Raw genomic sequence first — 26,532 nt, 5'->3', positions numbered from 1 at the left:
TTTCGACGGAAGAAGAAATGGCAATAATAAATTTTGGCTCTATAAATATTGACCACGTTTATCAGGTAGATCACTTTGTACAACCTGGTGAGACGTTGGCCTCTACCCATTATCAAACCTTATTAGGTGGTAAGGGTGCAAACCAGTCTATTGCTTTAGCGCAAGCAGGTGCAGACGTAAGACACGTCGGCAGCATTCACGAAAACGACGCCTCATTTAAACAAGCTCTTATTAAGAAGGGTGTTGATTGCCGCGGTGTTAAGTGTTCAGAAGTTCCTTCTGGTCACGCGATTATCCAAGTCACGCCTAGCGGTGAAAACGCCATTGTATTGTTTGGTGGTGCTAACCAAACCATTACCGCAAAAACCGTAATGCAAGCGTTAGACGATACGCGTCCTTCAGATTGGGTACTAACCCAAAATGAAACAAGCAGCATTGAAGAAGTACTTCGTCAAGCAAAAGAAAAGCAGCTTAAAGTAGCTTTTAACCCAGCGCCTATGAGCGAGTCGGTTAAGCAGCTTCCGTTAGACTGTGTAGATTTACTTATTGTAAATGAAACCGAAGCTGCTGCGATTACCGGTAAAGAAGAATTTGAAGATATTGTGACAGCGTTCAAAGAGCAGTGGTCACACAGCGAAGTTATTATTACACTGGGTAAAGCGGGTGTAATGATGCTGCGCAAAAACGATGTTGTAGAAGTAAAAGCATTCTCTGTAGACGCGGTAGATACCACCGCAGCTGGTGACACCTTTATCGGTTATTTCCTGTCTGCATACAGCAACCACACCGATGCTAAACAAGCATTGCGTCGCGGGTGTGCAGCTTCAGCCATTGCGGTAACACGCGAGGGCGCAGCGCAGAGTATTCCAACACAAAAAGAAGTGGATCGTTTCTTAGCGAAACACGCCAACTAGCAAGACGCACTGAGATAAATTGATGGCACATAAGATCATATTAGATACGGATCCGGGGATTGATGATGCAATGGCGATCTTTTTCGCCTTTCAGTCTCCAGACATTGAAGTACTTGGCTTAACGACCGTTTACGGTAACGTTCCAGTAACAATGGCAGCGCAAAACGCACTGACACTTTGCGAAATTGCAGGTAAAGATATTCCTGTAACTAAAGGTGTTGGCATGCCATGGGTTGGCCCAGAGTCAACGTACGCACACTTCGTACACGGTGAGCACGGCTTCGGTCATATCAAACCTGAAGCGCCTAAAACCGAGCTTGACCCACGCAGCTCTGCGCAGTTTATCGTTGATATGGCACGTAAATACCCTGGTGAAATCACCATTGTTGCTATTGGCCCACTAGGTAACTTGGCCCTTGCACTTCGTCTTGAGCCAGAACTTCCTAAGTTGGTAAAAGGCGTTAGCATAATGGGTGGTGCAGCGTTTGTACCAGGTAACGTTACGCCGGTAGCTGAAGCGAACATTTGGAACGATGCACATGCAGCAGAAATCGTTTTCGCAGCAGACTGGGAGCTGACCATGTTTGGTTTGGACGTGACAAACTTCACGCCGTTCTCGCCAGCCTTTGTTGAAAAGCTTGAAGAGAAAAACAATACCCTTGGTGGTTTTGTGAAAGAAAGCGCCCAGTTCTACATGGATTTCTACTCGCAAAACCGTGAAGATCGCGTGTGTTTCTTCCACGATGCATTCCCGATTGCCCACCTTCGCCACCCTGAGTTATTTGAACTGACTGAAGGTCACGTTCGAGTTGGAACAGGGACACTAGATAGAGGGCAAACCGTGGTTGCGCCTAAAGGTACAACACCGAGCCCACTATGGAATGAAGCAAATACCATAAAGGTAGCGACTAAAGTTGACCACAAAAAGCTGGAACAACTATTCATAGACACCTACGCTCTATGATATGTTTAAGGGATTGTTAATACACAATCCCTTTTTTTATTTCATCGTTAGGTTCAAACAATGCAATCAGCTCCACTCCCCATTAATGAGGAAGAACGTCTTGCCGAACTGCTCAGCTACGACGTACTTGATACTGAAGCTGAACAGCTGTTTGATGACCTAACAGCCCTGGCCTCTCAAATTTGTGAAACCCCTATTGCGCTTATCAGCCTCATTGATCCAAACCGCCAATGGTTTAAATCACGGGTAGGTTTAGACGCAGAAGAAACATCACGAGATATCGCGTTTTGCTCACATGCTATTTTGCAAAGCGATGTGTTTGAAATACCTAACGCTACGTTAGACCCCCGGTTTCACGATAACCCGCTGGTGACTGGCGCGCCTGATATTCGGTTTTACGCCGGCGCACCACTGATTACCCCGTCTGGTCATGCAATTGGCACGCTGTGCGCCATTGATAGCAAACCACGCAAGCTAACCGAAACACAAAAAGCCTCGCTCCAAACCTTAAGTAAATCGGTAGTAGCACATTTAGAGTTAAAGCGGAAAAACCGAGAGCTTGAGCGCACCAGTCAATTCAAGTCTGACTTTCTTTCTTACGTAAGCCACGAAATTAGAACACCGCTTAATGCCATAAATACATTTAGTCAGTTACTTGAAGGCGAAGCCCAAAAATTAAATTTACCCTCGTCATTTACCACCCCGCTTTCTCATGTAAGCCAAAGCGGTGAAAGGCTTTTAGAAATAGTAAATTCTGTTTTAGATATAAAGCAGATAGAAGCGGGGAAAATGCGTGTGATGCCACGCGCGGTGAATACCAAAGACTTTTTCACCCACTTATTTTCGCTTACTAAGATCCGCGCTGAAGACAGCGGTATCGTATTTAGCACCAGTATTGATGACGCTGTGCCCGACTCGTTGTTTTTCGATGACACCAAATTTGGTCAAGTTGCGCTTAATTTGCTGTCGAATGCGATTAAGTTCACTAATCACGGCAAGTCAGTAAAAGCGCAGGTAAAATACAAAAGCGGCAAGGTAATATTTAATGTCATTGATCAAGGCATTGGTATGAGCGATGACGATCAAAAGCGGCTTTTTACACCTTTCGAGCGAATGGAAAACGCCCGTCAGATAAGTGGAACCGGCTTAGGCTTGAATATATCGAAGCGCCTTGTCGAGCTCATGGACGGGTCTATTAAAGTTAGTAGTAAGTTGAATCACGGTACCCGAATAAGTGTGACCTTGCCTGCCGACGCCCTAAGCGCAAACCAGTTCGTTGAGGCACAACCGCGTAGCTTTGTCGCCCAAGTAAACATAGATAACTCAGTAAATGTATTGGTAGTTGAAGACCACTATATAAACCAAGTGGTTATTCAAACCTTGTTTGAAAAACTGGGCGTGTCGCTTTCTGTGGTAAGCACTGGCGAGGAAGGCGTTGAATACGCCAAGTCTAATCCCGTCGACTTAGTTCTTATGGATCTTAATTTGCCAGGTATTCAAGGCGATGAAGCAACAGCGAAAATAAAGGGGTTTAAGCCAAACTTGCCTATTGTTGCATTGACGGCCGATGTCATTACCCAGCCTGAATATTTGCGAGAACAAGGTCTTGATGACGTACTCACTAAACCCATAGATAGTAGTGAATTGGTGCGTGTGCTCAATCACTATTTAGGGCATCCAGACCAATGATTCTATTTGTTTTATTTAAGTAGCTTTATCTAAGTTGTCTTACCACAGTGATTTTGCCTGAGTCATCTTTATCTAGCCCAACAAACCTTTTTTAACAGCCGTGGTAGTATAAGCTAACTCGATTGTAAGACAGGAGAACTCCTCTACCATGTCCCCCTCATCTTCAGGAAGCGGTACTTCTAGATCGTTGACGTCTAACAAGGTTAATTCAACGGAAACGGCTTCAGCACCAGCTTTAGCAATGAAACCAACGCAGATTGCGCCGTCGCAATCCATACAAACAAGCGTTTCTAAAGAAGACATGCAGGCCCGCGCTCAGCTTAGAAAAAAGCTTCGCGAGGCACGCCGAGGGTTAACTAACCAGCAACATACGGACGCCGCTAAGCGCATTGCTTCACGACTACGTACACTGCCCTTTCTTGATAACAGCACGACCATAGCCGGATATTTGGTTAACGATGGCGAGGTCAATTTAACCTATTTTATCGAGTCTATTTGGCAGTCTTCACATGATAAAAAATTCGCTCTACCTGTATTACACCCCGTATGTAAAGGACATTTGTTATTTTTGTCTTATACCCAGCACTCTCAATTGGTGAAGAATAAGTACAACATTGAAGAGCCAGTATTGTCGTGTGAAAACGTAGTTCCCGTTAGGCAGTGCGACGTTATTCTTATGCCGCTTGTAGGGTTTGATGTAAACGGCAATCGCCTGGGTATGGGGGGCGGCTACTACGACCGAACTTTGAGTTTTACCCAACGCGCGCCAGATTCACATTCATTTTCGGTTAGCAAAACGCCCAAGTTAGTGGGTATTGCCCACGACATTCAAGAAGTAGATGCTCTGCCCGTTGCACCATGGGATGTCCCCCTTGATGCCATCGTGACGCCCTCGCGCACACTGCAATTCACTAAGCCGTGATAGTCATTATAACAAATTGAACATACGAACTTGTGGGTTCACGTGCGCTTATAAGTTACACTTGCGAACACAATAAGTCGGAGAATGACCATGGATCAGAACGCAAAAAAACAAGCCGTAGCCAAAGCAGCCATCGAATATGTTGAAGCAGACAGCATTGTCGGTGTGGGTACAGGTTCTACCGTAAATTTCTTTATTGAAGAACTCGGTAAAATTAAGCACAAAATTGAAGGTGCAGTATCAAGTTCAGAAGCCTCTACCGAGCGTTTAAAAGCCTTAGGCATTGAGGTATTCGAGTTAAACGAAGTCAGCAATCTATCGGTTTATATCGACGGTGCCGATGAAGTGACCGAACACAAGCATATGATTAAAGGCGGAGGCGCAGCACTCACTCGCGAGAAAATTGTAGCCGGTGCGGCGACCACGTTTGTGTGTATTGTTGATGAAAGCAAGCGCGTTCCTGTGTTGGGCTCGTTCCCCCTTCCCGTTGAAGTTATTCCCATGGCTCGTTCTTTCGTAGCACGAGAGCTAGTAAAGCTTGGTGGAGATCCTGAATATAGACAAGGTGTTGTCACCGATAACGGCAACGTTATTTTAGATGTTCACAACCTTGAGATTCTGAATCCTCGTGAGCTAGAACAAAAAATAAATAATATTCCTGGCGTGGTAACGAACGGCATTTTCGCACTACGAGGCGCGGACATAGTGCTAAGTGCTACAGATAGTGGTGTTGAAACCTTTAAGTGATAACTGAGTAAGACGTATAGTGCGGTGAAAAGCTATACAAAATACTACTTTCAACTTAACGCGTTTTCTGTTAGTTTCCGTTTAGACGTCTAGATGTCCTTAAAAGAAGTTCACTAAGCGTCTCAACTTTTACGTTAGTTAAGGCCAATTCCTTAATAACGAAAGCAATCAACGTGATTATAAAAGCTTGGTAGCAATAACGCCCAAGCAAGGCTTTCAGAGCTGCAAAGCGATGTCGTTGCAGCGCAGGTTAAACACAGCTTTGTGTTTCATACTGGCAGGTTTCTGAGAGTCTTGGATTGGCGGTGCAAGCAAACCAAAATTACATCAGTGAGAGATAGCGAGTTCATGAGCAAAGTTTCATTAGAGAAGGATAAGATCCGAATTTTGTTGTTGGAAGGTGTTCACCAAAGTGCTTTGGAGACACTAAAAAGCAATGGGTATAGCAACATTGAATTTCTCAAGACCTCTCTTCCTGAAGACGAGTTAATTGAGAAAATTAAAGACGCCCACTTTGTTGGTATTCGCTCGCGCACTCAAATTACAGAGAAGGTAGTTGAAGCAGCACAAAAGCTTGTGGCTATCGGTTGTTTCTGTATTGGCACCAACCAAGTTGATCTTAAAGCCACCCAACGCCGCGGCATTCCCGTGTTTAACGCGCCATTTTCCAACACTCGTTCGGTTGCAGAACTTGTACTTGGCCAAATTATCCTTTTGCTTCGCCAGGTGCCGAGTAAAAATGCCAAGGCTCACCGCGGTGAGTGGGAAAAAACGGCAGTCGGCTCATATGAAGCCCGTGGTAAGACACTTGGTATCATTGGGTATGGTCATATAGGCACACAACTGAGTATTCTTGCTGAACACCTAGGTATGCGCGTTCAGTTTTTCGATATCGAAGACAAGCTTGTGCTAGGTAATTCTGCCCAAGTAAAATCGCTTGAAAAGCTGCTTAATACCTCTGACGTTGTTTCACTTCACGTTCCTGAAACACCACAAACTCAAGATATGATTGGTGAAAAAGAACTGTCTCAAATGAAGAAAGGCAGCATTTTGATTAACGCGTCTCGCGGTACTGTGGTAGATATCGATGCGCTTGCGAAGGCATTGGAAAGCGGCCAACTAAACGGCGCTGCTATTGATGTATTCCCGGTTGAGCCTAAATCTAATACTGAAGAATTCGAGTCGCCGCTTCGCGCGTTCGATAATGTCATTCTGACCCCGCATGTGGGCGGCAGCACGCAAGAAGCGCAAGAAAATATTGGTATTGAAGTGGCGGGTAAACTCGCGAAGTACAGCGATAACGGTTCAACGCTGTCAGCCGTTAACTTCCCTGAAGTGTCACTGCCAGAACATACTGGTCGTTCACGCCTACTTCACGTACACAAAAACCAGCCAGGTATTCTTACTCAGATTAACCAAGCGTTTGCAGAAAAAGGCATCAACATCGAAGCCCAGTACCTACAAACTAACGCAGAAATTGGTTATGTAGTAGTTGATGTTAAAGAAGACCGTGGTTATGAAGCACTTGCGGAGCTTCAGCAAATTGATGGCACAATTAAGACACGTATTCTCCACTAAGAAGAGTTGTTTTAAGACTAAATAAAAACGCTGCACAATGTGCAGCGTTTTTTTATGCCTGTGATTTTACTTCAATGCGTTGGAGTGCCCAGCCCTACTTCAGTGCGCTGAGCATATAAGGTAGGCTTAGAAGAAGTTGTAGACTAAGCTAACTGCAGTTTCTGTGTCTAGTTTTTCAACGTCGTCGTCAACATTGGTGTTGTGATCAAGTTTGAAAGAAAGACGCATTGAAAGGTTACCGCTGATTGTAGCTGTAAGTGCAGACTCAGCACGAGATTTCGTGTTGTCAGAACCCACTTCGGTACTTACTGTTTGCGTAAATTTAGCCGTATCAGAAATTTTCCAAGAATAAGCTGATGACGCACGAACGATTACGCTGTCAAGATCTTCGCCATCCTGAGTTTCGATGAATGAGTAACCAGGACCGATTGAATATTCAAGGGTGTGGCGCTTGTTCTCAAGTACTTTTTGGTTCCAACCCGCCGCAATAGTTGATTGGTAATTAAAGTTACTAAAGCGGTCGTCTTCATATGAAGCGAAGCCGAATAAACGGTTATCAGGATTTTCTAGTTTGTAGTTACCCTGGGCTGAACCAAAGAACTTCTGTGCAGAAGTAAACTCGATATCTTCTTGCTCGCCTGCATCATTTTCTTGTTGAACAGTTTCCTGTTTGTACAGACCTTTTAAAACGTAGTCGTTACTCCATTTTTCAAGCTCTTGGTGAGCCTGTATACCCGCACTGATTGACGTGGTTTCAGTGTTACCTGAAGTCGAAATAAAACCTAGTTCGCCTTCCATTGTAAAAGGCTTAACTTCATCGTCTTGAGCGAAAGCGGCTGGAGAAAGAGAAATTGCAACTAAAGATGCAAGCACTTGCTTTTTCATTGAACAATCCTATTGATTATCGGTCCATTCGTTGTACTCGATACCTTTTGAACTGCAAGGCGGTACAACACGAGTTTTTAAAGAGATCTGCTAGACAGTGCCGCGAGGCGGCAAGCACTGCAAACAACGGTGCGCAGTGTACATTTTCAAAGCTCTCAGTCAATGCGAACACGGTAAAATGCCAAAGATAACCCGTTAATTTACACTAATTGACTAAAAAAACTGATAGACCAGCGCCACGGAGGTCTCTGTGCTTAAGGCTGCGACATCTTCGGCGGTGTCTGTTTCATGGTTTAGTATGAAGGATAACTTCATCGCCAGTGAACCGAATACGTTGGCTGAAAGCGAAGTTTCTGAGCGCGATTTCATATTTTCTTCACCCGCCTCAGTGCTAACAAACTGCCTTAACTTGGCGCCCGAACTCCAGTGGTATTTATATTCGGCGGACGCTCTTACAATGATGCCATCGTTGACTACGCTTTCATTATCTTCTTCAGCTTCAATAAAACTGTAGCCAGGACCAATGCTATAGCGAAACTCACTGTCTTCACTGCGCCAGAGGCGCTGAGACCAGCCCGCTGCCAGCGAAGCACGGTGATCGTAACCGGTAAATTGATCGTCTTCGTAATCACCGTACATAAAAAGACGGCGACCAGGCGTCATTAGTTTATAGTCGAACTGCGCGCTAGTGAAAAAGCGCTGGGCGCTGATGTCCCGCTCTGTTGTTGGCGTACCGCTTTCTTTATAGAGCAACTCTGCGAAGTAGATACTGCTCCAATTTTCTGTTTCATGGTCCGCATTGACCGCGGCTTTCACGCTGGCAGCTGAGGTGTTTCCGGTGTTTACAAGTACACCTAGTTCACCGTCTAGCGTAAAACGAGGAATTTCGTCATCGGTGTCGGGCGTGAAGTCTGCGTGATAGAGGGTTTGTATAAGATCCCTCGCACTTGCGTGCACACACGCGCAGCAACAAACAATGCCAACAACAATGCTTGGCCGGAAGATTTTTTTGAACATAATCTGATTTACGTTGAGCTTTATAGTTTTTAGATTACGTCTTAGTACGACGCTTGTTATACCAATCCTCTGGATGAGCTTTACTACATTTTGCTAATTATCAGTAAAGTAACGAAGTTGTTGCACCGAAAGCTCAGTGAATAAGCGACACAATTTTTGCCGTTTCTTGTTCGGCGTATTCAATTGAATTACTTATCACTTCCATGTTGAGACTTACTGTATTGGCTATCTCAGGGGTAAAAAGTTCAATGTCAGCGTAACTTTCTTTATTTAACTGACTTACCGTAATTCGATTTGCTAAACACAGGACGCAGATATCTACATCAGATTTATGTTTAGCTTCATCATTCATGAACGTTACCGGATAGTACAACCCAATAGGTAAGTGCCAATTTTCTAGTATGATACCGCTGCATTGAGCAAACGTAAAACCGAAATGCTCCAACTGATTAACGTGCGGCAACACGTTCGTCTCAGCATTCAGGTATGACTGATAGCGTTTAGTTTCTTTCTTGGCCACGACCAGCTCACTTAAGTTTTGCAATATACCCATTACAAAGAAGCGTTCTGCTCCGCGCACGTTAAGTCTCATCGCAAGACTTTTGGCCACCATGCCGCAATACACTGATGCATACCAATGTTTGTCTAAATTTATTAACTTAGTATCAAAACGTTTAAATGCTGTGCTCGCAGTTTCTGCAATTACCAAGTTATACAGAGCTTCGCCTCCAATCACACTGATTGCTTTGGCAACAGATTCTACTTGAGAAGGAAACCGAAACAGCGAGCTATTCGCCAGCCTTAGCACCTTCGCGGTAAGAGAGGGATCAGCACTAATAAGCTTGCCAATATCCTCGGCACTGGAACGGGGATCGTCTAATGTTGAACGCAGGCGCACGCAAATATCCGGTAACGCAAATGATTTCGCGGCATACGAAACATACTTATCTAACGACATCTAGAAACTCTCAGTCTACTTTTTACAAACTCAAGGCCGCTTATTCTGAACTTGGCGGATCATCAAACAGCGTGAACTGCCCAATTGATTCCCCCAGCTCTTTTTGCTGTTGCTTGCGGGCGCGCGTCAGCACCGCTTTTTTGCGCCGAGCACAGGCGCTGATTATTTTACGTTTAGTTGCATCATCAACCTTAAGCCAGTACAGGCGCTCGTCGCGACTTCGATAGCACCCTTTACAGAAACCCCTTGGACCTGACTCACACACACCAATGCATGGGCTTGGAATTTCAAAAAACTCCAGCTGTTGGGATTGTGATTTTTGTTCCGTCATGTCAGTGGCATAACCTTCAAAAGGTGAAACGAATACCACTAGGGCTGCATTTTCAAGCAAGCAACAGTGGCCACGCTTTAGCTTTATCAATATAAATTAAAACGCATACTCCAACATCTAGCCACTAGACATTAGCAGTAAGGCATTCCAATCATCTAAGCCACGCTGCTTTAAAACTAAGCAATTCGACTCGCAGGCCTTTTCGATATGACAAAGCATAGCACGAAATACGGCCTGTTGACTGCTATACCATGTTCGAAAGCCTGATGCGCTAGTCGATAAGTGTGTATTCGATAGTAGAAACCACGCGCACTTTCTTTATATGTGGATGATGACTGTCGCGACTAGAAATACTGAACTGCCCTTGGTTAGCGCGCTTAATTTTGCCCAAAGTACTTTTTGAATCTTTGGCAAATTTTTCCGCAACCTCTCTCGCATTGAGCGTAGCTTCTTCAATCATTTCCGGCTTTACTTCGTTTAAGCGGGTAAATACATAGTCGGGCTGAGCGCGGTAGCTTTGGTCTGATAATACAATACCAGTTTTAATTAACTCCCCAATTTGCTGCATAAGCGCTCGCACCTTTTCAACATCATTTGAAAAGACAGTAACGGTTTGAATGGCACTGTAGCGAAATGGCGCTTTTTCACTACTTCCGTATTGTTGCGCCAATTTGTCATTTATTTCAGGCTTTCCAATAGTAATGCTTTCTGCTGAAATGCCCTTCTCTTCTAAAAAGTTAGCCACCTGAAGGCTATTCTTTTCAATATGTTCATACAGTTGAGGTAAGTCATTGCCCGCGTCGACAAATTGAATAGGCCAAATAACCTGATCAGCGATGTATTCTCGCTCTGACAACCCTTTTACGGTTACTACTCTATCCCACGTTTGCATATCGTTCATGGCAGAAGACACCTGAACACCAAGCAAAGACACAGCAACCACCATGCCCATCGCCATTACTATCGCCGCACCTATTTTCATTCGAATCTCCATTCTTTCTGTTTTCACCAGTATACAAGCGAATATAAGCTTTTCGGTTTCAAAAAACGAGATAAAAGCTGACCAAAGGTGGCAAAAAAAAGGCCACTCAAATGAGTGGCCTAAAGAGCCCTTTAAGAGGGCAACGCTTGGGTAGACGGGAGAGTTAATCTTTACGCTGTATCAGGTAATAAAATACCGGAGTCAAGATAAGTCCAAATACGGTAACACCAATCATGCCTGAGAATACTGCTACACCCATGGCTTGACGCATTTCAGAGCCGGCACCGGTTGATACCGCCATTGGCAGCACACCCATAATAAAAGCAATGGATGTCATTAGTATTGGACGAAGACGTAAGCGACTGGCTTCTTTAATGGCTGAAAGCGCGTCCATCCCCTTGTCTTGTAACTCTTTTGCAAACTCGACAATAAGAATAGCGTTCTTCGTTGCAAGGCCAACCAGTACAATCAAACCTATTTGGGTAAAAACATTGTTGTCGCCGCCATAAACTTGCACACCAATAAGCGCGCTCAGCAAGGTCATGGGAACGATCAATATGATTGCCAGTGGCAAACGCAGGCTTTCGTATTGCGCAGCCAGAACTAAGAACACTAAAAGCACAACTAATGGGAATACAAACGTTGATGCATTACCCGCTAATATTTGCTGATAGGTGATCTCAGTCCACTCGTAAGTCATGCCAAGTGGTAACGTTTCAGCCAGTATTTCTTCAATAGCGGCCTTCGCTTGGTCAGAAGAATAGCCTGGCGCTGCTGCACCGTTTATTTCAGCGGTGACGTATCCGTTATAGTGCATAACACGGTCAGGGCCTGCACTGTGCTCAATGTTCAAGAATGAGCCAAGCGGGATCATCTCACCTTGTGCATTACGCACTTTAAACTGTGTAATGTTCTCAATATCCTGACGATATTGAGCATCGGCTTGTACATTTACTTGGTAAGTTCTACCGAACAAGTTGAAGTCGTTCACGTATAACGAACCTAAGTAGCCCTGCATGGTGGTAAACAAGGTATCGATGTTTACACCTTGGCTTACCGCTTTTTCACGGTCTACATCTACATCGAGCTGTGGTACAGCAACAGTGAAGCTAGTGAAAGCATCGGTAAGCGCTGGGTGTGCCCACGCTTTTCCAATCACTTCTTGCGTTACGCGCTCAAGTTCTTCAAAGCCTAGGTTTCTTCTGTCTTCAACCTGTAAACGGAAACCACCAATCGTGCCTAACCCCATTACTGGTGGCGGCGGGAATATTGCCACAAAGGCACCTTTTATAGACCCAAAGTTCTGGTTAAGCTGAGCAGCAATGGCGCCACCAGATAGATCAGGCGTCGTTCTTTTATCAAAGTCAGTCAGGGTTGCAAACAACACACCTGAGCTTGGACTATTGGTAAACCCGTTAATATTCAAGCCAGGGAATGCAATTGCATCTTCAACACCAGGGTGTTCCATAGCAATACGAGACATTTCACGGATCACTTCTTCAGTTCTGTCTAAGCTTGCTGCATTAGGCAGTTGAGCAAAGGCGACCAAATACTGCTTATCTTGCGGCGGAACGTAGCCTGTTGGTGTATTGGCAAACTGGAAGTACGTGAGTCCTAGCAGACCCGCGTAAAGCACCATGATGATACTGCTCTTACGGATAAGCCCACCCACAGCACCAGTGTAGCGCTTTGAGTTGCGGTCAAAGAAACGGTTAAACGGTGAAAATACAAAGCGGCCAAACACTTTATCCATTAAACGGGTTAACCAGTCATTCGCTTTACCGTGAGGTTTCAACAGTAATGCAGATAATGCAGGGCTAAGCGTTAACGAGTTAATTGCAGAAATTACCGTAGAGATAGTAATTGTTAGGGCAAACTGCTTATAGAACTGCCCGGTAAGACCGCTCATGAAAGCGGTAGGTACGAATACCGCAGCAAGTACCAGTGTTGTGGCAATGATAGGACCGGTTACTTCTTTCATTGCTTGTACGGTGGCTTCAAACGGCGCTTTGCCTTCAGAGATATTACGCTCTACGTTTTCGACAACAACGATAGCATCGTCCACAACAATACCGATTGCCAACACAAGACCAAACAGCGACAGTGCATTCAGCGAGAAGCCCATTAGCTGCATAAAGGCGAACGTTCCCACAAGTGAAATAGGTACTGCAACGAGTGGAATAATAGACGCACGCCATGTTTGTAAGAACAGTACAACAACAAGTACAACTAACAATACGGCTTCAAGAAGTGTATTAATTACCGCTTCAATCGAACCGCGAACAAATACGGTAGGGTCATAGGCAATTTCGTATTCAAGGCCTTCAGGGAACGCCTTAGACAGTTCCGCCATACGAGCGCGAACGTCATCTGAAATTTGGATTGCATTAGAGCCTGGTGCTTGGAAAACCGGCACCGCTGCCGCAGGGTTATTATTAATAAGTGAACGTAGTGCATAAAACTCTGAACCTAGTTCGATACGCGCAACGTCTTTAAGACGGGTTATTTCACCATTCTCACCCGACTTAACAATAATATTTTCAAATTCGGCTTCATCTTTTAAACGGCCGCGCACATTGATAAGCAGCTGAAATTCGCTGGTACCCGTAGGCTGTGCACCTAGGCTACCTGCCGCCGCTTGCTGGTTTTGGTCGGCAATAGCGGCTGCCACATCGCCAGGGTTTAACTGGAGCGCAGCCAGTTTGTTAGGGTCTAACCATACTCGCATGCTGAATTCACCAGCACCGAACAGGCGCACTTGCCCAACGCCATTGATTCGCGCTAGCTCGTCTTTAACAAACTGATCAGCATAGTTTGAAAGATAAAGCATGTCATAACGATTATCAGGCGACGTCAGGTGCACTACCATGGTTAAATCTGGTGACGATTTTTCAGTTACCACACCTAAGCGCTGCACTTCTTGAGGTAAACGCGGTGTCGCGCGATTTACACGGTTTTGTACCAGCGTTGTGGCTTCATCTGGATCCGTACCAATGGCAAACGTAATTGTTAGGGTCATACGGCCATCACTGGTTGCCTGTGATGACATATACAGCATGTTTTCAACACCGTTAATTTCTTGTTCTAGCGGCGTTGCAACTGTTTCGGCGATAACTTCTGGGTTTGCACCGGGATAATTCGCAGTTACCACCACGGTAGGCGGCACTACTTCTGGGTATTCAGTGATAGGCAGTTGCCAGACAGCAATTGCACCACCTACAAAAATAAGTAGGGAAAGCACGCCCGCAAAAATCGGGCGGCTAATGAAAAACTGCGAAATGTTCATTACTTAAGACCTGCTGTTGCTGTACCTGTGGCAAATGAACCACCAGATAAAACATCCTCATACTGCGCCATGTTTTGGGTTACTTGTGTTGCATTATCAACACGTGACTGCCAGCTAGATAAGTTTGCCAAAGCATCTTCATCACCCATAGGCACTTCGTTAGCGGCAACTTGGGCACCAGGGCGAACGCGCTGTAAGCCATCAACCACAATGGTGTCGTTTACATTCAAGCCGCTTGTTATGATGCGCATGCTGCCCACTTTATCGCCTAGCTTAACCGCACGGTATTCAACTTTACTTTCGTCGTTTACAACCAGTACAAACTTATTATTAAGATCTGTGCCGATAGCTTTTTCTTTAATAAGAATGCCCTGTTCATCGGTGTCGCCTGCCAATTTTAAGTGTGCAAATAATCCCGGAATTAAACGACCTTCTTCGTTATTAAATACGGCACGAACGCGAAGTGTACCGGTGCTACCGTTAACCTGGTTGTCGATGAAATCAATTTGACCCCAGTGGTTATAATCAGACTCGTTAGCAAGGCGCATCGCTACCGGCTGCTCGCTCACTGCTGTTGAAGCCGCTGATTTATCGGTTAGATAGTTTAGGTAGGTCTGCTCATCAATATCGAAATACGCATATAAACGGTCGGTCGATACGATGCGAGTCAACTCTGTTTGTCCTGCGGTAACAAAGTTACCTTCAGTAATGTTTGCGCGAGAAATACGTCCAGAAATAGGTGCTTCAACACGAGCAAAGCCTCGATTTAGGCGCGCTACTTCAAGTGCGGCTTGCGTTTGGTTTAAGCTTGCAAGCGCTTGGTTTTTCTCAGCTAAACGGGCATCAAGAACTTCTTCAGAAACCGCCTGGGTTTTACGAAGTTTAAAAGCACGGCTATAGTTTTGCTCAGCCAACTGAACGCGACTTTTGGCTTCTTCAAGCTGTGCAGTCAATCGATCAACTTCTGCTTTAAACGTGCGGTTATCAATTAAGAATAGGGTTTGCCCTTGTTCGACATATTCGCCTTCATCAAATGCAACAAAATCAATATAGCCCGACACGCGAGGGCGAAGCGCAACAATTTGCGGAGACTCTAAACGACCTGTAAAATTATCCCACTCGGTTAAACGCTGAGACACAACCGTTGCCACATCAACAGGAACACCAGCATTTGCGCCAGCGCTCATTGATTGACTTGGATCCTGCTCGTCACCACCGCATGCAGCGACAAGCGCAGTTAGGCTTACTATTGCCAATAAACGGGTAAAAGTTTTCATTGCAAGATTCTCTTAAAAATTAAACTAAAGTTTGATGCCGTGCATTATGCATCGCCACCAACAATAAAAATAATTATCTTTTTATATGCAACACATCACATGATGTTATATATTGGAGATCGGGCTGACAGAGACAACTGCTTTTAAAAATTTAGAAGAATGGTTTCGCAGAGAAAATGAGAATAACCGTATAAAAAGCGAGAGCTTAGAGAAATCAACGGTTACAGCGATATAGTGTACCAGTGTCGCTCGTCGCATTCATTTGGAAAATAAATGCTTTTAGCTATAACCTATAACTAAACTATGTCAGTTAAATTACATAGTCAAAAAAGAAGTAAACGGCAGCTTTTTTCATCGTTCGGTAGATGAAAGTAGATTGTCCGCAATAGACACCGGAGACAACCATGCGTCCACATGATTTAAATTTATTGATGATTTTTGATGCCATCATGACCGAAGGTGCAATTACCCGCGCAGCTGACAGGCTGTCGATGACGCAACCTGCGGTATCTAACGCACTCTCTCGTATGCGCACAGCCTGGAAAGATGAACTGTTCGTTAAAGACGGCCGTGGTATTCAACCTACCTCATTTGCTAAAAACTTATGGAGTCAGATTCAGGGCCCTTTAGGCGAACTCGAAGTCGCCGTTAACCCAACTGACTTTAACCCTGCAACAGCTAAGCGTACCTTTCGTATAGCTGCAACTGACAGCATCGTTTCTATGGTGTGGGGGCCGCTACGCAAAGTGATTGAGAATGAAGCGCCAGGTATTAACATCCATGCCATTCCTAATTACGACATGGAAACCGACAAAATACTCAAGGACGCTGAAGCAGAGCTCACTTTCTCTAAATATCAGAAGCCTGGCTCTGTTATTCATGCCGAACATGTTCTCGACCCAAGCTGGGTTGTGGTAATGCGCCCCGATCATCCATTAGCAAAATCTCAATTGACTTTAGAAGACTTTGTCGCGGCTGATCATCTTCTGGTTTCTGTTACAGGCGATGTGACTGGCCCTACAGATCAGGTGCTGGCGAATTTAGGCCTTAAGCGCCGCGTGGCAATGTCAGTAAACCAGTTTTATAACGCTACACCGTTATTAAAAGAGAGCAACCTTATTTGTGTAGCACCATCTTTGGTAATGGAAAAAGAAATTTTCTCAGGGGAATTGGCGGTATTTGAAACGCCAATAGAAATTGTCAGCTCTCCGCTGTCTGTAATGTGGCACAAACGTCAGGATCAAGACGCGGGTTTACAGTGGCTTAGAGGTCTCGTGGTTAGATTTATTCGCGAGCGTGTACAGCGTCATGAAATGCTGCTCTCTCAATGCTGTAGAAAAGCCTATTGCGCCGAAACGGTTAAACGCTTTATGGACCAGCGCAATATGGACTGTGAAGAATTCACGCCAGCGCATTTGAAAACGCCCAGCAATGATGAAATGGACGAAGAACGCGACACTGTAGCGGTTGGAAAAGAAACGGCTTAATACCAGTCTGCTTAGATAACTACCCACTCGGCGAGACTTAGCATGTTCGTCATCGCGTTGTGTTATCGCAGGTAAAGTGGTTCTAAAACATTCAAAGCCCTAATAAAAAAACCGCTCAATGATTATATATAGTAACTTAAACTATGTACAATATGTATTTAGGCAGAGAAATCTGCCTTTTTATTTGACAAAGATTGTATTGGGTATATAGTGTATTATATGTTTAATGTGTATAAAGTAATTAAATTTGTCATCGGTTAAGGTCAGCGCAACTATCGTAGAAGATAATACTGGAATTAAAAGCCAACTCCCAATTTTGATAACCGAGCAAGGTGAGATTGGCTCAGTTACCGATTACTTGCTAAAGATGGAGGCGGAGGGTGTAAGTAACTCTTTAATGAATGGCTTTATACAGGCCACCTCTTTGCTTTTGGAATACATGGAAGCTAACAAGGGATTGTTTGAAGATCCTAAAATACTGTTCCAAACCTTTGCTAAACGTCTGTACACAGGAACCATAGGCGAAGATGGTCTAGATCCTTCTGGTTTATATTGGGTGCCTAGCTCAACCGAAAACGTCAATAAGCATATTCATCGATTAACGGCATTTACTGACTGGCTCGCTAACAAGCAAGGTTCAGAGCCAATGAACCCTTTGCGAGATGCTACGCCCCATGAACAACGCCTTAGTTACGCTGCTTGGTATCGCAAAAACCAAAATGACTTCCTTGGTCATATTGAAGATAAAACCGTTAATAAAACCATCCGTAAAGCTCGCACAATAAAGGGACGCATCCCATTAACGAAAACTGAGGACGATGCCATAGCATTCCCAGATAAGTATTGGGAGTCATTCTATAAAGATGGTATTGGCGGAGCAAAAGATCCACGAGTGGCACTGAGAGACAAGCTCATACTGCTTTTGATGCACGGTGGTGGGTTACGTGAAAGTGAAGCGGCATTACTTTGGGTGACTGACGTATTTGAAGATCCGTATGATCCAGAAAAGGCTGTGGTTCGAATTTACAACGAAGTAGATGGAAAAGCACCTGACGGTTGGCGCAGTCGCTCAGGTAGAAAGACTAGAGAAGCCTATCTAAAGGAAGAATACGCTCGTATACCACGCAAACGAATGAATGGCACGGCACGCGTTGGCTGGAAAACAAGAGTCGTTGATCATCGAGATAACTACATTCAAGTTCAGTGGTTTCCAACGGATTATGGAAAGGTGTTCATGTCACTGTGGAAAAACTACCAGAAATATCGGGCGAGCATAGACTGTTATCACCCGTATGCGTTCATTTCATTCCACCACAGCGCCCTTGGGAATCCATACACACTCAACGCGTTTCATCAAAGCTATGCGGCAGGACTAAGGCGCATTGGCTTAGAGCCAAACAAAGCTGAAGGATTGGACCCTCACGGTCATCGACATAGTTACGGTAGACGATTAGAGCGTGCAGGGCTGAATTCGTTGGTGATACGTCGCTGCATGCACCACAAATCGCTGGAGTCTCAGGTTCCCTACACAGGCAAAGGTCAGCAAGAAATCTCTGATGAGCTGACTCAAGCGACACTGCAACTGGCAAACCCTGAATCCAAAGTCAAAGCACTCGATTGGAAAGAACTGGTCGAGCATGGGTTTGATGACATTGACCCACAGGGTTACTTTACTGGCATGCATCCAAAATTGAGAGGTAAATAATGGCGCGAGGAAAAGGAAAAAAAAATGACGGACGCTCATCGGATTTAACCTTCTCATGGATGCTCACCACGCTTGGCCCTGAATGGCAGCAATGGCAGGGATTGGCAGCAGATTGGTTTTCAACGCAAACGACAGGCGTAGGTAATAAACGTGAGGCTATAAGTCGCTTCTTTGAATCTTACCTTGCTGAATATGCACCCTATGCCATCGGCAATATATATTTGTTTTTTACGGGTTGTAATGGTCATCGATGCTCTAGTGAAGAATTGGAGGCCATGGTAAAGAAGACGCAGAATGGAGCTGGTTACATTCAAAAAGGCGTAAATTATCCCTGTGACTTCATCGACTTTGTTATCGAAAAAGTATTCTCCGAAGAAGATGATCATGGCAAGCTAGTACCACTGGTTAAAAACCCGCTCAGCAAAATCAAACGTCAAGATTCCGCTACTGAAACCGTGCGAAGTCCTTTGCCCTATCGCTATATTCAAGATTTACGTCAAATCCTATGCCCGTTGCCTGATAAAGCTGAACTGGCCGTCATTGATCAAAACCTCAATGACGGTGAAACCTTGTTGCCTTCTTATCACTACCGCCATTTCAAACACTGGACTTGGGCGCAGCAGCAGACTGGGCAAGGCAATCAAGGTGGTGACTGGTTTGAAGTCGAACCTGAGCTGATTGATAAATCCGACCCTGATTGCGTGTGGCGAACCAAAGAAGTGAGCCGGAACAACAAGAAAGTCACCCTTCATCAAATCTGGTCGCCCGTCAAAGCAATGGTGATTTTTATGAAACTTCATCTGCCACTGCGCACCTATCAGGTGCGTATGTTAGATAGCGGTGAAGCCGACACATGGCGCTATGAGCAAGGGCAATGGGTACTTAACACCAAGCATGATTTCACCCTTGGCAGTGAAAAGCGCCCGTTCGGTAAAGGTATCTTCCGCCGCATCCACGACACCATGACAGGGCAATATTCTACAGGTCTTTACATCAATACCAACAAGACTGCCGACCAGAACAAAGATGAACTGGAGCGTGGCTACATCATCCCATGGCAAAACGAGGAAGTACTGTATTGGTTGGAAAAACTGCGCAACTGGCAAGAAAAGTATAATTCGATAACAAAGTCCACTGACTGCACTACATTATTGAAAAAGCACACTAACGCTAAGAAATCGTACAAACAGCTTAAAAGCATGGGCGAGATTGCTTTTTTGTTTCGTGATGCTTCGGCACAGGGCGAAGACAAATCTAAACCGATTCCGTTCTTCGGTCTGGATACTTTATGGTATCAACTCTTATTAGCGCTCGAAAACCAGCTCGCAGAGCAAGGCGATACACTTGATAATGGCGAGCGTTTAAAACTGGTTGTCGATTATCCTGAAGATACGTCAGAAGGTGCAAAGGTCAAAACAAAACACCCATTGCACAGCTTGCGAGTCTCACTCATCACTGCGTATACGATGGACACGCAGTTGCCACTTCCCGTCATCTCGAAGTTGTTGGCAGGCCATACTCGCCTGTTGATGACCATCTACTACAACAAAATCACCCCATCAGCGATGGCTGAAAAAATGGATGAAGCCGAGACTCAACTTGAAGATAAATCCAAGCAATCAGTACGCAATTTCCTGAAAGATGCCTCAATGGAGCAAATCCAATGTAAGATGGTGTATCACAAGGAAGAGAGTGTTCAGGCTGCGTTAGTTAACCGCAACCCCATTGGCTGGGAAGAGCGTGCCACGGGTATTTGCTTGGTCGGTGGTAATACCGTCAAATCCGATGAAATTAGCACACTAGGCGGCTGCTGGAACGGCGGTGAGCTGATTAAAGATGCACAAACAGCAGGAAACCGCATTTATGGTAGTGTGCCGCATGGCCCTGAAAACTGTATCCGTTGTCGTTGGTTTATTACCGAAGCGTACTATCTTGATCCGCTAATCGCACAATTAAATCAACTCAGTTACAAGGCACATCAAGCTGCCAACCTTTCAGTGGAGATAGAGGGTGAACTGGAAGCGCTTAAGGACGAGGAATTCTTTTGTGAAGAGCAAGGCAAGCCGTTCACTAAGTATAGTGAGCTACAAGCATTACAACGCCGTTATGAAAAACAGCAAGTTGAAGCGAACGAATACACCGAGGACTATATCGCTTGTTTCAATCTCATTGGCAAAATTAAGCAGGTCGAGGAATCAAGGGCTGATGATGACAACAAAGACAAGCTGATTGCTGTAGGCTCTGAGGCAGATATCAGCTTCGCTCTAAAGTTCTTGGAAACCGATTCTGAATTACTGCACCTATCATTGCTGTGTGATGAAGCTGAGTTCTACCCTGACTTGCGGGATGACCTACGTAAAACGTCAGCCATTCAAAAACGCTCCATGCAACTGAGCCGGGTACTGATGAAAAAAGGCTTTGAACCCATATTCTTAGAGATGGACGAGAACCAGCAACTTATTGCTGCGAATGCCATGTTGCGCAGAATGGCGAAAATAGCCGACCCCAATGATAAATTAGAAGGCTTCCGCAAAGTTGCCAGCTACATTGAGGCAGAAGAATATCTTACAGAACACAAACTGTTTAATGCTGGTATGAGTGCGCTCACTGATAATGCACTGCACCTTGAAAACCTCACTCAACCTGCGCTATTGGAGAGCTAATGGACATTAATATCGATATGATCTTGGCTGACTTAAAAGACGGTAAAGTACCGAGAACCCAAAAGAATCTGGATAAGCTGAACGATATTCTGAAAGAATACGCAGAATCAGGACAACGTGATTTTTCTATCACACAAATGGGGCGAGTATCAGCAGCAGAAGGTGGCCCCGGATACGAGGCATTACGAGCAACCAAAAACAAGCACTACCGTACTTTGATAGAAGCATGGGCAGCAAAGTGTAAAACAACCACTAAAAAGCCATTATCGACAACCTCTCGCTCTAATTCTGTTCCACAGGATAATAAACTACTAGAGCGCATCCCTGACCCTGCTGTACGGGCTTTGTTTGGTCAGATTATTGCTGAGCGAAACCGTTATCGCAAAGATGTCAACCTACTTAAACAACATGCGAATATCACCATTGATAAGCGCCCTGTTCGTCAGTTCGATGCAAGCGCAGAGCCGAGCGTTGAAGTCTTGCCTTCACTATCTGGCATCTTGACTGAATCTGAAAAGAAAGCATTAGCCTACGCTATCTCGGATGAGTGCATGGAAAACCATAACTGGCAAACCACACAAGCAGGCCAAGTGAAGGACATGGAGTACAACACAGAAATCTTCCCTAGAGGCTTTGCAACTGGTCTACGCAAGTTGTTAGGCGAGGTTGATGAATAATGGCAAACGGGCAGCAAAGAGCGCAGCAGAACCTCGAAGCATTCGAAGTATGGCAAGCAACTCAAACTGATGATGACTTTAAGCAAATCGCCTTTAAAGGCAAGCTCAACCGCATCGAAGTAGCAAAAGGTGTGGGTTGCGGCAAGTCTGCCCTTAACCAAAATCCTGCTCTTAGAAAAGCGCTCAAGGCATTAGAAGACAAACTGCGTAATAAAGGTGTGCTCCCGCCACTGACCGAATCAGCAAAAAAAGATGCAGACAAACCAAAGCAATACGACAACACAGCTAATCGCAAGCTGCTCGACTCTAAAAGAGTATCTACCTTGGAAGCTGAAAACATTGAGCTAAAAGCCAAAGTTAAAGAGCTGGAAGGTAAACTAGAGCGGTTTGGCGAACTGAATGAAACCTTGTCAGAAATGGGATTCATGCCACGATGAATGTTGCACTCCATGAAGACCAAATGCGAGTCACCAGCATCCCTTACAACTCAACCAACATGGTGATATTCAGTGGTGTGCCACTGGCAAAAAACTCATACAAGACCAACAGCGGCAAGTATTACGTCACCATCAAAGCTGATCCAGATGCCATCCCCGTTCAACCAGCCCTCGGTCAGCACTGGTCGGTTAAAGGCTATCGTTTAATAGAAGAAATGGAAACGGGTGATTACGTAATGCAGCAGCATACCTATGAATCGCCAGAGCACATCGAATGCAGCCTGCCAGAAACGGGGGAGCAGCTTATTCGCTTTATTGCCAGAGAAAGTGACTTCAAAGGCATTGGTGAAAGCAAAGCAAGAGCACTCTGGGAGCTGTTAGGTAAGGACTTCCACTCTACGGTTCGAAAAGATACTCCAGAATCAAGAGAACGGCTTAGAAGCGTCCTGAGTGAAGATTCAATCAATGCGTTACTTAAAGGTTACGCCAAATATAAGAATCTGGCCTACTGCAACTGGATGACCGTTCATAAGATACCAGCAAGTATACAGCAGCGTTTATTGAAGCATCATGGAGAAGAGTCCATTGAGGCTATTAAACAAAACCCGTATGTACTGATTGGTTTTGGGATGTCATTTGAACAAGTCGATCTTGTGGTCGCAAATTGCGACTTCAAACTTGAGATCACAAATTGTGATAGCAAGAGACTTAGTGCTGCACTTGAAACTGCCATTCGAAAAGAGATTGAGAAAGGCCATACCTATACAACACAGACAAGTTTGCGACCCTATTTGACCAAGTTACTCAAGGACAAAGAGTTGGTGAAAAAAGCGTTCAAAGCAGGTCACGACAAAGCACAATACATCCTAAACCCTGACACTGGAAGCTATCATCCAACGGCACAGTTGTTGATGGAAAATGTCGTTGCCAAAAGACTTAAAGCACTAGTCAGCCAAAACAACCTTTATGACGAATATGCAAATTCTGCATATCGCTCTGCGGTTGATGAATTACCATACGAGCTAACCAAGAAGCAGGTTGAAGCAGTAACAACGTGTTTAGATAACGCTGTGAGTTGTATCACTGGCGGAGCTGGCACAGGCAAAACAACGGTACTTAGAACCGCACTTCGATCCTACCATCAAATGGGTTTTGAAATATATGCGGTAGCGCTGAGTGGCAGAGCCGCTATGCGCTTGCATGAGTCAATAGGTTTTATCACCTCAACTATCGCGAAGTTATTGCGTGAAGAGCCTATAGAGCCAACCTCAGACCAACAAAAACATCTTCTGGTAATAGATGAAGCCAGTATGATTGACTTACCAACCATGTATCGCTTGGTCAACCATATTCATCCATCGGTTCGTATTATATTTACTGGCGACCCAGATCAGTTACCGCCTATAGGTTGCGGCAAGGTACTTGCTGACATCGTTCTGTCTAAAGCCATTGCTAACACCATGCTAGATATCGTTAAGCGTCAGGAAGGCTCAACGGGCATTCCCGAATACTCCAAGCTCATTAATCAAGGCATCGTGCCTGAGAAGCTAAGTACGGGCGCTATTCACTTCCACGAAACGACAAAGAGCGACATTGCTAAAGTCTGTTGTGACCTGTATCAGCAATCACCTGAAAACAGTCGCGTTATGGCCCCAACCAAAGCGCTAGTTAAAAGCATTAACGAACTCATTCAAGAAGCTGTCAACCCAGATGGAAAAAGACTTGAATTTGAAATGCATGGCGAACAATTCTTTCAAAACCTTAGATGGAATGATGCGATTCTATTTACTCAGAATCACTATGATAAAGGTATTCAAAATGGTTCTCTTGGAACGCTAACCAGCGTACAAAAATCCGGAGATAATTACGGTGAGGTAAAACTTGATACAGGGGATAGAGTTGAAATCACGCAATCCGTGCTCGATTGCATGGAGCTGGGTTATGCAATAACCCTACACAAAGCACAAGGCTCCCAATTCCCTAGAGTTATTATCGCACTAAAGAAAGGTAAAATTGTCGACAGGGCATGGCTTTATACTGCAATCACAAGAGCCGAGACAGAGATTCATATAGTTGGTAGTTCGGATGATTTAAGGGTTATCGCAGAAGCTCACAGCAATTCATATAAACGCAATAGCTATTTGACTGAACTTCTTCGCCAAAAGTAGCAAAGCCGCATGGATGCGGCGATAACTCGACACTTACCGCAAACATTATCCCTTCCTGCTAAACCAATTATATAAACACCGATCTCTCTCGACTTGTTGGAACAAGTCGCACTCAAAGGTATAATTTAACGCAGAACAAAAATTCATGGATGAATGGTTACCGCCGATGGACTCGGCGCAGATAAAAAACGTACACATCAATATACATAGTGTGTACGTTTAAATAAAAAGTTAAAGCCCTTATATATAAAGACTTGTCACTCACTCACGCGCAAATAGACATTGTTTTTACTATATACTCCTTTAAGGCGGTTTTTTCGTAGTTCGAACAAAGAAGCTAATTTACTTCTTTTTCTTCGCTTTCGGGTTTGGCAGGTCAGTAATACTTCCTTCGAAGATTTCAGACGCAAGACCAATTGATTCGTTAAGCGTTGGGTGAGCATGGATAGTCAATGCTACGTCTTCAGCGTCAGCACCCATCTCAATAGCTAGGCCGATTTCGCCAAGCATTTCGCCCGCGTTGGTACCTACCATAGCACCACCGATTACGCGGCCCGTTTCTTTTTCGAAAATCATCTTGGTCATACCGTTAGTTGCATCAGATGCAATTGCACGGCCTGAAGCAGCCCATGGGAACGTTGCTGTTTCATAGCTTACGCCCTGCTCTTTCGCTTCTTTTTCAGTTAGACCAACCCAAGCAACTTCTGGCTCAGTGTACGCTACTGAAGGAATAGCGCGTGGGTCGAAGTAATGCTTCTGTCCAGCAATAACTTCTGCTGCAACGTGACCTTCGTGAACCGCTTTGTGCGCAAGCATTGGCTGACCTACAAGGTCACCGATTGCGAAGATGTGGTCAACGTTAGTACGCATTTGCTTATCAACGTTGATGAAGCCACGCTCGTCAACGTTTACGCCAGCTGCATCTGCGCCAACTAGCTTACCGTTTGGCTTACGACCAACAGCAACAAGTACTTTGTCGTAGCGCACCGGCTCAGCAGGTGCGTTCTTACCTTCAAATGTTACGTACAAGCCATCGTCTTTTGCTTCAACCGCAGTCACTTTGGTTTCAAGCATGATGTTAAACTTGTCTTTGTAGTCTTTCATGAACACTTTCATGATGTCTTTGTCAGCTGCTGGAATTAGCTGATCTAAGAATTCAACTACATCAATGTTCGAGCCAAGTGCTTCGTACACAGTACCCATTTCTAGACCGATGATACCACCGCCTAGTACTAGCATTTTCTCTGGAATGTCTTTCATTTCCAGTGCGCCAGTTGAGTCGATTACACGATCATCTTCTGGGATGAACGGTAGGCTTACTGGCTCAGAACCCGCAGCGATAATCGCTTTTTCAAAAGTAATAGTAGTAACGTCGTCACCATTTTTTACTTCTAGGGTGTTTGCGCCTGTGAATTTACCGAAGCCTTGTACATGCTTGGTTTTACGCATTTTAGACATACCGCTAAGGCCGTTTGTTAATTGCTTAACAACGCCGTCTTTGTATTCGCGGATTTTATCTAGATCGATGGTAGGCTCGCCAAACGATACACCGTGGCTAGCAAGGTGCTTCGCTTCTTTCATCACTTTAGCAACGTGAAGAAGGGCTTTTGAAGGGATACAGCCTACGTTAAGACAAACACCACCAAGCGTGTCGCGTGAGTCTACGATAACTGTTTCAATACCTAAGTCAGCCGCACGGAATGCTGCTGAATAACCGCCAGGGCCGCCGCCCAGTACCACCAATTGCGTTTTAATTTCGCTCATTGTGAACCTCAATCCTGTTCTTGTAGGGTCATGCTATTACTTTTGTGTAATAGCATAACCTAAATGCCACCAAATGGGCTT

General features: G+C 44.8%; 20 protein-coding genes. 12 read left to right on the top strand and 8 right to left on the bottom strand.

Going from position 1 to position 26,532, the window contains the following annotated elements; translation table 11 throughout:
• Nucleotides 1–17: 17 nt before the first annotated feature.
• The 6 genes from MHM99_RS03545 to serA all read left to right on the top strand — a co-directional run bounded on the left by MHM99_RS03545 (nt 18) and on the right by serA (nt 6,814).
• On the top strand, nt 18–914 hold the full coding sequence (locus MHM99_RS03545; RefSeq protein WP_239218175.1) for a ribokinase: 897 nt from the start codon (nt 18–20) through the stop codon (nt 912–914).
• A 22-nt stretch (nt 915–936) separates the two neighbouring features.
• Nucleotides 937–1,878 carry a nucleoside hydrolase gene (locus MHM99_RS03540; RefSeq protein WP_014980008.1) on the top strand — a complete coding sequence of 314 codons (942 nt, stop codon included), beginning with the start codon at nt 937–939 and terminating at the stop codon, nt 1,876–1,878.
• A 60-nt stretch (nt 1,879–1,938) separates the two neighbouring features.
• Nucleotides 1,939–3,567, top strand: a complete 1,629-nt coding sequence (locus tag MHM99_RS03530; RefSeq protein ID WP_275445347.1) for an ATP-binding protein — start codon at nt 1,939–1,941, stop codon at nt 3,565–3,567.
• A gap of 148 nt (nt 3,568–3,715) precedes the next feature.
• Nucleotides 3,716–4,489 carry a 5-formyltetrahydrofolate cyclo-ligase gene (locus MHM99_RS03525; protein ID WP_239218173.1) on the top strand — a complete coding sequence of 258 codons (774 nt, stop codon included), beginning with the start codon at nt 3,716–3,718 and terminating at the stop codon, nt 4,487–4,489.
• A gap of 90 nt (nt 4,490–4,579) precedes the next feature.
• Nucleotides 4,580–5,236 (top strand): ribose-5-phosphate isomerase RpiA, encoded by a 657-nt coding sequence (gene rpiA, locus MHM99_RS03520; RefSeq protein ID WP_014950385.1) that lies wholly within the window; start codon nt 4,580–4,582, stop codon nt 5,234–5,236.
• Nucleotides 5,237–5,584: 348 nt separating this feature from the next.
• Complete coding sequence (serA, locus tag MHM99_RS03515; RefSeq protein ID WP_239218171.1) at nt 5,585–6,814, top strand: phosphoglycerate dehydrogenase; 1,230 nt, start codon at nt 5,585–5,587, stop codon at nt 6,812–6,814.
• A 126-nt stretch (nt 6,815–6,940) separates the two neighbouring features.
• Here serA and MHM99_RS03510 read toward each other — a convergent pair whose 3' ends face one another.
• The 7 genes from MHM99_RS03510 to MHM99_RS03480 all read right to left on the bottom strand — a co-directional run bounded on the left by MHM99_RS03510 (nt 6,941) and on the right by MHM99_RS03480 (nt 15,550).
• Nucleotides 6,941–7,699 (bottom strand): DUF481 domain-containing protein, encoded by a 759-nt coding sequence (locus MHM99_RS03510; RefSeq protein WP_014950387.1) that lies wholly within the window; start codon nt 7,697–7,699, stop codon nt 6,941–6,943.
• Nucleotides 7,700–7,912: 213 nt separating this feature from the next.
• A complete protein-coding gene (locus MHM99_RS03505) occupies nt 7,913–8,716 on the bottom strand; it encodes a DUF481 domain-containing protein (protein ID WP_239218169.1) in 804 nt (267 codons plus the stop codon).
• Nucleotides 8,717–8,849: 133 nt separating this feature from the next.
• Complete coding sequence (locus MHM99_RS03500; RefSeq protein ID WP_239218167.1) at nt 8,850–9,674, bottom strand: HDOD domain-containing protein; 825 nt, start codon at nt 9,672–9,674, stop codon at nt 8,850–8,852.
• 40 nt (nt 9,675–9,714) lie between these two features.
• A complete protein-coding gene (locus MHM99_RS03495; protein ID WP_039228189.1) occupies nt 9,715–10,005 on the bottom strand; it encodes a DUF1289 domain-containing protein in 291 nt (96 codons plus the stop codon).
• Between the two features lie 271 nt (nt 10,006–10,276).
• On the bottom strand, nt 10,277–10,987 hold the full coding sequence (locus MHM99_RS03490; RefSeq protein ID WP_014950391.1) for an SIMPL domain-containing protein: 711 nt from the start codon (nt 10,985–10,987) through the stop codon (nt 10,277–10,279).
• Between the two features lie 163 nt (nt 10,988–11,150).
• Complete coding sequence (locus MHM99_RS03485) at nt 11,151–14,273, bottom strand: multidrug efflux RND transporter permease subunit (RefSeq protein ID WP_239218165.1); 3,123 nt, start codon at nt 14,271–14,273, stop codon at nt 11,151–11,153.
• On the bottom strand, nt 14,273–15,550 hold the full coding sequence (locus MHM99_RS03480) for an efflux RND transporter periplasmic adaptor subunit (RefSeq protein ID WP_014950392.1): 1,278 nt from the start codon (nt 15,548–15,550) through the stop codon (nt 14,273–14,275). Before MHM99_RS03480 ends, MHM99_RS03485 begins: the two co-directional genes overlap by 1 nt.
• 404 nt (nt 15,551–15,954) lie before the next feature.
• Between MHM99_RS03480 and MHM99_RS03475 the strand changes: the two genes are divergently transcribed.
• From MHM99_RS03475 to MHM99_RS03450, 6 genes are all read left to right on the top strand, one after another.
• Nucleotides 15,955–17,037, top strand: coding sequence for a LysR family transcriptional regulator (locus MHM99_RS03475; protein ID WP_156086793.1), 1,083 nt, complete (start codon nt 15,955–15,957; stop codon nt 17,035–17,037).
• A gap of 247 nt (nt 17,038–17,284) precedes the next feature.
• Nucleotides 17,285–18,742 carry a gamma-mobile-trio recombinase GmtY gene (gene gmtY, locus MHM99_RS03470; protein ID WP_239218163.1) on the top strand — a complete coding sequence of 486 codons (1,458 nt, stop codon included), beginning with the start codon at nt 17,285–17,287 and terminating at the stop codon, nt 18,740–18,742.
• Nucleotides 18,742–21,405: an integrase family protein gene (locus MHM99_RS03465; protein ID WP_239218161.1), complete on the top strand. Its 2,664-nt coding sequence runs from the start codon at nt 18,742–18,744 to the stop codon at nt 21,403–21,405. Before gmtY ends, MHM99_RS03465 begins: the two co-directional genes overlap by 1 nt.
• Nucleotides 21,405–22,082 carry a gamma-mobile-trio protein GmtX gene (gmtX, locus tag MHM99_RS03460; RefSeq protein WP_239218159.1) on the top strand — a complete coding sequence of 226 codons (678 nt, stop codon included), beginning with the start codon at nt 21,405–21,407 and terminating at the stop codon, nt 22,080–22,082. Before MHM99_RS03465 ends, gmtX begins: the two co-directional genes overlap by 1 nt.
• A complete protein-coding gene (locus MHM99_RS03455; protein ID WP_239218157.1) occupies nt 22,082–22,519 on the top strand; it encodes a VPA1267 family protein in 438 nt (145 codons plus the stop codon). The genes gmtX and MHM99_RS03455 overlap by 1 nt, the downstream gene beginning before the upstream one ends.
• Entirely contained in the window at nt 22,516–24,687 is a 2,172-nt protein-coding gene (locus MHM99_RS03450; RefSeq protein WP_239218155.1) for an AAA family ATPase, read from the top strand. Before MHM99_RS03455 ends, MHM99_RS03450 begins: the two co-directional genes overlap by 4 nt.
• Nucleotides 24,688–25,029: 342 nt before the next feature.
• On the opposite strand, the gene lpdA is transcribed toward MHM99_RS03450, so the two are convergent.
• Entirely contained in the window at nt 25,030–26,451 is a 1,422-nt protein-coding gene (gene lpdA, locus MHM99_RS03445; protein WP_014950394.1) for a dihydrolipoyl dehydrogenase, read from the bottom strand.
• Nucleotides 26,452–26,532: the final 81 nt, after the last annotated feature.

The sequence above is a fragment of the Alteromonas sp. MmMcT2-2 genome (assembly GCF_022348305.1).
GTDB lineage: Bacteria > Pseudomonadota > Gammaproteobacteria > Enterobacterales > Alteromonadaceae > Alteromonas > Alteromonas macleodii.
This window is presented reverse-complemented; position numbering and strand designations above follow the sequence as displayed.

What these genes read in the sequence shown, in the direction of transcription:
- MHM99_RS03545 (WP_239218175.1), top strand. Translation starts at nt 18, where the DNA reads ATGGCAATAATAAATTTTGGCTCTATAAATATTGACCACGTTTATCAG.
- MHM99_RS03540 (WP_014980008.1), top strand. Translation starts at nt 937, where the DNA reads ATGGCACATAAGATCATATTAGATACGGATCCGGGGATTGATGATGCA.
- MHM99_RS03530 (WP_275445347.1), top strand. Translation starts at nt 1,939, where the DNA reads ATGCAATCAGCTCCACTCCCCATTAATGAGGAAGAACGTCTTGCCGAA.
- MHM99_RS03525 (WP_239218173.1), top strand. Translation starts at nt 3,716, where the DNA reads ATGTCCCCCTCATCTTCAGGAAGCGGTACTTCTAGATCGTTGACGTCT.
- rpiA (WP_014950385.1), top strand. Translation starts at nt 4,580, where the DNA reads ATGGATCAGAACGCAAAAAAACAAGCCGTAGCCAAAGCAGCCATCGAA.
- serA (WP_239218171.1), top strand. Translation starts at nt 5,585, where the DNA reads ATGAGCAAAGTTTCATTAGAGAAGGATAAGATCCGAATTTTGTTGTTG.
- MHM99_RS03510 (WP_014950387.1), bottom strand. Translation starts at nt 7,699, where the DNA reads ATGAAAAAGCAAGTGCTTGCATCTTTAGTTGCAATTTCTCTTTCTCCA.
- MHM99_RS03505 (WP_239218169.1), bottom strand. Translation starts at nt 8,716, where the DNA reads ATGTTCAAAAAAATCTTCCGGCCAAGCATTGTTGTTGGCATTGTTTGT.
- MHM99_RS03500 (WP_239218167.1), bottom strand. Translation starts at nt 9,674, where the DNA reads ATGTCGTTAGATAAGTATGTTTCGTATGCCGCGAAATCATTTGCGTTA.
- MHM99_RS03495 (WP_039228189.1), bottom strand. Translation starts at nt 10,005, where the DNA reads ATGACGGAACAAAAATCACAATCCCAACAGCTGGAGTTTTTTGAAATT.
- MHM99_RS03490 (WP_014950391.1), bottom strand. Translation starts at nt 10,987, where the DNA reads ATGAAAATAGGTGCGGCGATAGTAATGGCGATGGGCATGGTGGTTGCT.
- MHM99_RS03485 (WP_239218165.1), bottom strand. Translation starts at nt 14,273, where the DNA reads ATGAACATTTCGCAGTTTTTCATTAGCCGCCCGATTTTTGCGGGCGTG.
- MHM99_RS03480 (WP_014950392.1), bottom strand. Translation starts at nt 15,550, where the DNA reads ATGAAAACTTTTACCCGTTTATTGGCAATAGTAAGCCTAACTGCGCTT.
- MHM99_RS03475 (WP_156086793.1), top strand. Translation starts at nt 15,955, where the DNA reads ATGCGTCCACATGATTTAAATTTATTGATGATTTTTGATGCCATCATG.
- MHM99_RS03465 (WP_239218161.1), top strand. Translation starts at nt 18,742, where the DNA reads ATGGCGCGAGGAAAAGGAAAAAAAAATGACGGACGCTCATCGGATTTA.
- gmtX (WP_239218159.1), top strand. Translation starts at nt 21,405, where the DNA reads ATGGACATTAATATCGATATGATCTTGGCTGACTTAAAAGACGGTAAA.
- MHM99_RS03455 (WP_239218157.1), top strand. Translation starts at nt 22,082, where the DNA reads ATGGCAAACGGGCAGCAAAGAGCGCAGCAGAACCTCGAAGCATTCGAA.
- MHM99_RS03450 (WP_239218155.1), top strand. Translation starts at nt 22,516, where the DNA reads ATGAATGTTGCACTCCATGAAGACCAAATGCGAGTCACCAGCATCCCT.
- lpdA (WP_014950394.1), bottom strand. Translation starts at nt 26,451, where the DNA reads ATGAGCGAAATTAAAACGCAATTGGTGGTACTGGGCGGCGGCCCTGGC.